Genomic DNA, 7,484 nt, shown 5'->3' with positions numbered 1-7,484 from the left:
GTAAGGATGGATGCAGTGTCAGTAAACATTAAGAGGCGATTCCTTTCACATGCGATAGTTACAAGTCTAGTTTAGAAAAAAATTATGTAAATCTCGGCTGTTAATATGTCATGTATTGTAAGGGGAGGGGGTTAAAGAGGGGGAGGAGGCGCTGAAATTAGCGCCATTGATTGATTCGTGACATCAGTAAGTGGCGTTCACGCTCGGCATGGTCGACCGTTATATAACGAAACCCAATGCGCTCGCCTGGTTTCTTTTGAGCTAATAACGCACCTGAACAGTGCGTGATGCAACCGATCTTTGGGTAGCCGCCGATGGTTTGTCGGTCCTTCAATAACACAATAGGTTGGCCATCACTGGGGATTTGAATGGCGCCGTAGGCGATGCCTTCGGAGATAATTCCCTTGAGGTTACGACCAATAGCGGTACCGTCTAGACGGTAGCCCATACGATCACAATGTTGACTGAGGGTGTATTCGCTACTAAAGAATCGTGCTCGATCGAGTCCCGAAAAATGGCGATATTGATAGCCCGTGACCACATCAATTTCGACTTGATCGTAATTTGGGATAGCAAGACGCGGTACATGTCGAGCCTTGTGATAGGTGGTTTCTTGGAACGGCAGACTATCGCCCGCTGCTATTTTATCCCCTTTACCCGATAGACCGCCGATTTTTTCTCGCATGACCGTCGCGATACTGCCTAGAATGGGCTTGATTAGGAAGCCACCTTTGACCGCTAAATAGGCACGTAAGCCAAACGTTGGCTGATGAAAGGCTAAAACATCACCCTTGCTTATGGGGTAGGTCTGCCACGACAGAATACTTTTACCGTTTAACGTCGCTGCCAAATCTGCACCAGTAATGGCAATGCTGGTTTGTGCTTGTGCTTCCAAGGTGAACATACCAAAGGTGATTTCAATCTGCGCGGCGTTGTCGTCATTATCGAGTAAAGCATTGCCCCAACGAAAGGCGGGCTCGTCCATTGGTCCGCCTGTGGTAACGCCTAAGTGCTGATAACCATGACGCCCTAGATCTTGAACTAAGGCTAACATGCCAGGTTTGATTACTTTAAAAGCCATTTAGCTGTCCTCCTTGCGCCAAAAAGTCTTCCCGAGACATAGGCTTGAAGCGAATGGTATCGCCGACTTGAATCAAAGCCAAACTATCGCTCTCCCAGTCGACCAGTGAAACGGGAGTGCGTCCTAGTATTTGCCAGCCACCCGGCGATACGCTTGGGTAAACGGCCGTTTGTTGCTCGGCGATGGCAACACTGCCTTGTGGTACTTTGAGTCGTGGGGTGGTTTTTCTTGGCATGCGAATCGCTTCAGGAACATTGCCTAAAAAGGCAAACCCCGGCGAAAAGCCAATCGCATAGGCACGGTAGCGCGTTGCACAATGCAGCTGAATGACCTCATCGGTCGATAAGCCACAATGCGCGGCGATGTCCTCAAGATCTGGCCCAACTTCTGAACCATAATAAACCGGAATTTCCACCTCGTTTTGTGCCTGTTTTGACAGCTTCTGAAGATCGATGGCAGCGCTAATATCTTGGATGTGTTTTAGGATGTTAAAACGATCAAAGTGATCTGTATCAAAGACAACTAATAGGGTCGTGTAAGACGGAACTAAGTCGACAACGCCCAACGAGTCTCGCAGCGCTCTACTCACAGCGGCGATGACATCGGCCACCTCATTGCATATTGTATTAGAGAACGTCAGTAAGCAGGCGTGATCACTGACCATATCGACATCAGGAGGAAAGATTAACGCATCAGCCATGTTTATTGACCACCGATAACAGCGCGAATGCGCTGTACTGCTTCCACAGCATGATCGCCATCCCCATGAACACAGATGGTATCCGCATGAACGTCTAGTGCGTTGCCTGATTCAGTGATAAGGCTGCCATGTTGGCTAAGCTGGAGCACTTGTCGCTCAATTAAGGCAAAATCCTTGTGCACCGCATTGTTTTGTTGGCGTGGTGTTAAGCGGCCTTCCTCGGTGTATAGACGGTCTGAAAAAGCTTCGAACCACAATGCCAAGTTGTATTTTTGGGCTAAAGCTTTGACTTGCTCAACTTCTGGGATCGCCATGACCATTAAAATGAGTGAAGGGTCGAGCTCGCTGACAGCCTGCATCACGGTTTCTAAGACTGCAAAATTCGCCATCATCGTATTGTATAGCGCGCCATGCGGTTTGACATAGGTTACCTGCGTGCCTTGAGCGCGGCAGATGCCTTGCAAGGCACCGATTTGGTATTGAATAAGGGCTTTCAACTCTGCGGGGGCGATGTCCATATTACGACGACCGAAGCCGACTAAATCAGGATAGGCCGGATGCGCTCCTATGGTGACATTACATTGTTTCGCCAGTGCAACAGTCTTACTCATCGTCAGTGGATCTGACGCATGAAAACCACAGGCGATGTTGGCTTGGTCGATGAATGGCATAATCTCCTCGTCTCGCCCCATTGTCCAAGCACCAAAAGCCTCGCCCATATCACAGTTTAATTTCATTACTTACTCCAGAGTTAAGATTTGGACATTGTCGTAGGGAGGTACGTGACAATCTCAGGAAATAGGGTAACCAAAGCGATAGCTAATGCGATCAATAAAAAAAATGGCAAAGCAGCGCGAGCAACATAAAGAATGTTTTTCCCTGTAAGTGATTGAATAACAAATAGATTAAATCCTACGGGTGGAGTTATCTGAGACATTTCTACAACTAATACAATAAAAATACCAAACCACAATAAATCAATTCCGGCAGTATCTACCATTGGTAAAATTACGGCAACCGTGAGAACGACAACGGATATTCCATCTAGGAAACAGCCTAGTACGACAAAAAGAATGGTCAAATAGATAATCAGCATCATTGGAGATAAATCCATGCCGCCAATCCATGCTGCCAACTCTTTTGGTATACCGAGAAAGCCCATTGACAAGGTTAAAAAGTGGGCACCGATCAAGATGAAAATGATCATACAAGCACTTTTTACTGCACCCATTAGGCTATCAATAAAGCTGTTTACGGAGAGTGAGCCCGTTACTGCGGCAATGACAATTGCGCCAGTGACACCAATGGCGGCGGCTTCCGTTGGTGTTGTGATGCCACCATAAATAGACCCCAGCACGAAGCCGATTAAACTCATAACCGGTAATAATTGCTTTAGTGCTTTAAAGCGAGTGCTCCAGCTTATGTGTTCAGCCTTTGTCTGAGGTAATTCGTCTTTATGCAGTAAACCCCAGATCATGGTGTAGCCCATAAACAATGACACTAACAATAATCCGGGCAGTGCTCCTGCAATAAATAAGCGAGCAATCGATACTTCTGCTGCGACTCCGTAGACAATCAAAATGATTGATGGAGGAATTAATAACCCAAGTGTTCCTGAACCTGCTAATGTCCCCACGGCCATTCGCTCACTATAACCTTGCTTTCTAAGCTCAGGTAAGGTCATTCGGCCAATAGTAGCCGCTGTTGCAGCAGAAGATCCGGAGACTGCTGCAAAAATACCGCAGCTCAAAATATTAACGTGGAACAATTTACCTGGCACGCCACTTAACCATGGAGAAAGGCCTTTAAAAAGGTCCTCAGATAATCTCGTTCGAAAGAGAATTTCTCCCATCCAAATAAACAGAGGTAAGGCTGTTAGCGACCAAGATGTACTTGCCCCCCATGAGGAAGTAGAAAACAGCAATCCAATTTGGAAGTTCTCAGACAGCAATAAGCCAAGGGCACCGACAATAATTAGCGTAAAAGATACCCAAACACCGAATGCGAGCATGATTAACATTACAGCAGCGAGGATAATTGAAATAAGTGTCATATCCATCGTTATTCCTCCAAGGACAAAGAGTCTTCATGTTTCATGTAGTTGGGGGAATCTCCACGTATGACACTTAGCCAAGCATCGAACACTGCTAATGTTAAAGCGATGGCTCCGATGGCCACAGTGAGTTGTGGAATCCATAAAGGAACTGGAATATAGCCATAAGATGTTTCGTCATAAATGTAAGACTCAAAGAGCATGTAGCAGCAGGAGTAGGCGACAAACCCTGAGAGAGCGAGACCTAGACTTAGAACGACACCTTCTTGTGCTCTTCTTTTGCCATGCTTAAATTGCTGGATAACGAGAGTCACCCTGATATGTCCACCCTCGCGAAAGGTATAGGCTAACCCAAGAAAGGTAGATGCGGCCAAAGAGAATCCTGCAAAGTCTTCAGCAGAAGGCACAATAAAGCCAAATAATCGGCCAATGATTTGAGCCAAAAGCAGCAATGTTATGGCGACGATAAATAAGCCCGACAGCCAACCTGATAGTCGATAGCAGTTATCTTTAAATGTATTCATAGGGGTCACTATTAAAGTAGTGGCCTCCCGTAAAAAGGGAGGCGTATAGCAGCGTATTAATGCTGGTAATTTTTAAGAATTGCGCCGACCGCATTAGGGTCTTCCGCTTGCCATTCTTGAATGATGGTTTGACCGATTTCTTTCAGTTCTGACATTAACTTCTCGCTAGGCTCTGCGACTTGCATACCCGCTTCTGCCAGTTTTGCTTTATCGCTCTCCCCTCGCTCTGCCACTTTCTCCCAGCCTTCTTTCTCTACTCGTTCTGCTGCCGCAAGAATGACATCCTGTGTGGATTTATCGAGGCGACGGAATGCTCGTTTGTTAACGACGACAATATTTTTAGGAATCCAGGCTTTTACATCAGTAAAGTGATTTACATAATCCCATGCTTGGCTTTCAACGCCTGTTGAGGGAGAAGTAATCATTGCTTGGATAATACCGGTGCTGAAGGCTTGTGGGATGTCAGGTGTCTGAATGGTGGTTGGAACGGTCCCCATTAGATCCGCTAAGCGAGATTGAGTTGGGCTGTAAGCACGCATTTTGGAGCCACTTAGATCGCTTATCTGATTGACTGGCATTTCTGAATATAAGCTTTGGGCTGGCCAAGCAACGGTATAAAGAAGCTGTAAGCCTCGCTCTTCCAATGTTTTGCTCACTTCAGGCTTAGCGGCTTCCCATAAAGCTTCAGCATCACTGTAAGTGGTGGCGAGGAAAGGGATGTTATCATGCTTAAAAATGGCGTTTTCATTACCTAAAATACCCATGAAGATTTCGCCCATCTGAACTTGCCCAGAGCGCACCGCTCGCGGTATTTCAGTGTGATTCACTAGTGAACCGCCAGAATGTACGGTTATTTCGAGGTCTCCAGCAGTGGTGTTTTTAATCTCATCAGCAAAGCTGTAGGCCAGTTGAGTAGATAAATTGCCATCACCGTATGGTGTGGGCATGTGCCAGGTTTGAGCAAAAGCTGGTGCAGCGATAACGCTACTGAGCATTAAAGCAGTCGTCAGTTTTTTCATCTTATGTTCCTTTATATTCTAGGTTTAGTGTTATTTTGGTTGTAACAAATTCACCCTTAATTGCTACAGCAAGGGGGGAGTGGGAAAGGAAAAATGGATCAGGGTTATAAATTAGCTAAGTCACTGTCCAAAAGGTCTGTGACCAGCATTTTTCCAGGGGCATGAGTGATACAAATTGGCGGTTTAGCGTTTTTAATTGCCAACTGTGGCGTTACTCCGCAGGCCCAAAAGACAGGGACTTCATCTTCTTTTAACAGAACCGGATCACCGAAGTCTGGCTGGCTTAAATCCGCAATACCAATGATGGATGGGTCGCCAATGTGGATCGGAGCGCCATGAGCATTAGGGAAGCGTTTAGTAATTTGAGCAGCGCGTTTTGCGTTCGCTTTTGTGTAAGGTCGCATTGTTACAACGGTATAGCCATGGAAGCGACCGCTTGTCGTGGTCGGCAGTGTTGTTGTGAACATCGAGACATTGCAGCCTTGCTCTATATTTCTAGGCATTAGACCTTCTGCCGTAAGGGCATGCTCGAAAGAAAATGAACATCCAAGAACAAACGTTACTAAATCAAGCCGCCAAAAAGACTCAATATCTTGGTAAGATCCGACCAAACTACCATTTTCATACATGAGGTACTCAGGAAGGTCGAAACGCATATCGATGTCATGACCTAGCATGGGCATAGTGTGTTGCCCTGCTTCTGATACCGCAATTAATGGACAGGAAACAGGGTTGAGTTGGCAGTATGTCAAGAATTCATTCGCGAACTCGACCGGAAGAATCACTACGTTGCCTTGTACAAATCCCTCAGCTAAACCACTTGTAGAGCCAGTATGGGCATTACGTCGTATGGACTGACGTAATGCATAGGCTGATGATTGTGTGGTGAATGTTGACTGAGACATGTGGGCTTCCTAATTTCTGTCACACTTGAGTTAGACCAAGATTAGAAGCACTCCCTATAAAAAGTCTAATCGTGTTTTTTTGAGGTTTTTGATCAATTATTTTTATCAAGCTGTATTTGATGGAAACTACTGGCAATTTCTTGAGCGATTAGAGCAGCTTTTTCTGAAATTGGGTTGAATGGGTCATCAGAATAGGAGGCGGTAAAACGCAAAGCATTGGGCTGCCAAATGGAACGTACTTTTTGTAGTTCACCAGATACCAATTCTTTTTGCACAAGGGTATCTGGGAGCGTAGCAACCCCAACTGCATCTATTGCCATACTTCGACAGGCAGCAAGTGAAGATGAAGCAAAAAAGCGAGCCGTTGCGTTATCTAAATCTCGAAATTTCTGGTTGATTTCAGCATATGGTTTCGTATTTCGTGCGTAGGTGATGATTGGCCATTTAGCTAGCTCTTCTAGGTATAACAATCGGTTAGGTAGTCCTAGGTCTGGGCTGGTAAACCAAGAAAGCTGATAAGTATTGAGCTCCAAGTTAACGATGCTTGGCTCTGAAATAGGCCCCATTAGAAGGCCTAAATCAATTGAGTGATCTTTGACGCCACTGGCTAAGGTGCTGGTAACATCAACCGTCATCTCTACATCTAAGTTGGGCATATCGGCGTGAATTCGAGCTAAAAACTTAGGAAGCCAAGTGTTTACGATGGTTTCTGATACGCCTAAACGCAATAACCCTGAGTAGGCTGAGGTGGATTCAGCCCGCTTACGAAGTTGTTCAGATTGGAAAAGAATTTTTTCCACATAGGGCAACAGCTCTTTGCCCTTTGAGGTTAAAACAATTGGACTAGAGCCTCCTTCACGGGTAAAAAGTTTGACACCTAACTCAGACTCTAATGCCGAGATGCGTGCCGAAATTGCTGGCTGAGTGGTGTACATATGCTCGGCTGTTTTACGAAAACTGCCTAATGTGGCCACCCATATAAAGGTTTCTAGACGTTTATAATTCACTTTTTGATCTCCTATATCTGCTGTCAGCTTACTCAGCAAACGTTTAAGCAACAAGAATAAGTCGCTGACACAAAGTTGAGTCTTTTACTGAGCTTTTCCTTAGCCCTTATCTATCTATGTTGGAATGGCTTTTGTATGCTCTCAATAATTGTTTGGAGAATACAATGAACAAACTCTTTTCCTTAGTATTGAAAG

8 protein-coding genes are annotated in these 7,484 nt (G+C 45.5%); all 8 read right to left on the bottom strand.

The features are described 5' to 3' along the window. Positions 1-157: 157 nt before the first annotated feature. The 8 genes from ACN0RF_RS13345 to ACN0RF_RS13310 all read right to left on the bottom strand — a co-directional run bounded on the left by ACN0RF_RS13345 (position 158) and on the right by ACN0RF_RS13310 (position 7,289). On the bottom strand, positions 158-1,081 hold the full coding sequence (locus ACN0RF_RS13345) for a biotin-dependent carboxyltransferase family protein (RefSeq protein WP_417439399.1): 924 nt from the start codon (positions 1,079-1,081) through the stop codon (positions 158-160). Continuing rightward, the gene (gene pxpB / locus ACN0RF_RS13340) at positions 1,071-1,781 is read right to left on the bottom strand and encodes a 5-oxoprolinase subunit PxpB (protein WP_417439398.1); all 711 of its coding nucleotides are present in this window, start codon (positions 1,779-1,781) and stop codon (positions 1,071-1,073) included. The genes ACN0RF_RS13345 and pxpB overlap by 11 nt, the downstream gene beginning before the upstream one ends. Positions 1,782-1,783: 2 nt before the next feature. After that, on the bottom strand, positions 1,784-2,518 hold the full coding sequence (locus ACN0RF_RS13335; protein WP_417439397.1) for a 5-oxoprolinase subunit PxpA: 735 nt from the start codon (positions 2,516-2,518) through the stop codon (positions 1,784-1,786). Between the two features lie 14 nt (positions 2,519-2,532). Continuing rightward, positions 2,533-3,840: a TRAP transporter large permease gene (locus ACN0RF_RS13330; protein ID WP_417439396.1), complete on the bottom strand. Its 1,308-nt coding sequence runs from the start codon at positions 3,838-3,840 to the stop codon at positions 2,533-2,535. Positions 3,841-3,842: 2 nt separating this feature from the next. Continuing rightward, positions 3,843-4,358, bottom strand: a complete 516-nt coding sequence (locus ACN0RF_RS13325; RefSeq protein WP_417439395.1) for a TRAP transporter small permease — start codon at positions 4,356-4,358, stop codon at positions 3,843-3,845. 56 nt (positions 4,359-4,414) lie between these two features. Beyond that, a complete protein-coding gene (locus tag ACN0RF_RS13320) occupies positions 4,415-5,377 on the bottom strand; it encodes a TRAP transporter substrate-binding protein (RefSeq protein ID WP_417439394.1) in 963 nt (320 codons plus the stop codon). Between the two features lie 104 nt (positions 5,378-5,481). After that, positions 5,482-6,282 carry a putative hydro-lyase gene (locus tag ACN0RF_RS13315; RefSeq protein ID WP_417439393.1) on the bottom strand — a complete coding sequence of 267 codons (801 nt, stop codon included), beginning with the start codon at positions 6,280-6,282 and terminating at the stop codon, positions 5,482-5,484. A 92-nt stretch (positions 6,283-6,374) separates the two neighbouring features. Continuing rightward, on the bottom strand, positions 6,375-7,289 hold the full coding sequence (locus ACN0RF_RS13310; RefSeq protein ID WP_417439392.1) for a LysR family transcriptional regulator: 915 nt from the start codon (positions 7,287-7,289) through the stop codon (positions 6,375-6,377). Positions 7,290-7,484 lie beyond the last annotated feature (195 nt).

It is taken from the genome of Idiomarina sp. (assembly GCF_048260185.1).
Classification (GTDB): domain Bacteria; phylum Pseudomonadota; class Gammaproteobacteria; order Enterobacterales; family Alteromonadaceae; genus Idiomarina.
The sequence above is the reverse complement of the archived record's forward strand: the minus strand, read 5'-3'. Positions and strand labels throughout refer to the sequence as shown.

Excerpts from the sequence above, each read along its gene's own strand:
- ACN0RF_RS13325 (WP_417439395.1), bottom strand. The coding sequence starts at position 4,358 with ATGAATACATTTAAAGATAACTGCTATCGACTATCAGGTTGGCTGTCG.
- pxpB (WP_417439398.1), bottom strand. The coding sequence starts at position 1,781 with ATGGCTGATGCGTTAATCTTTCCTCCTGATGTCGATATGGTCAGTGAT.
- ACN0RF_RS13330 (WP_417439396.1), bottom strand. The coding sequence starts at position 3,840 with ATGGATATGACACTTATTTCAATTATCCTCGCTGCTGTAATGTTAATC.
- ACN0RF_RS13335 (WP_417439397.1), bottom strand. The coding sequence starts at position 2,518 with ATGAAATTAAACTGTGATATGGGCGAGGCTTTTGGTGCTTGGACAATG.
- ACN0RF_RS13315 (WP_417439393.1), bottom strand. The coding sequence starts at position 6,282 with ATGTCTCAGTCAACATTCACCACACAATCATCAGCCTATGCATTACGT.
- ACN0RF_RS13345 (WP_417439399.1), bottom strand. The coding sequence starts at position 1,081 with ATGGCTTTTAAAGTAATCAAACCTGGCATGTTAGCCTTAGTTCAAGAT.
- ACN0RF_RS13320 (WP_417439394.1), bottom strand. The coding sequence starts at position 5,377 with ATGAAAAAACTGACGACTGCTTTAATGCTCAGTAGCGTTATCGCTGCA.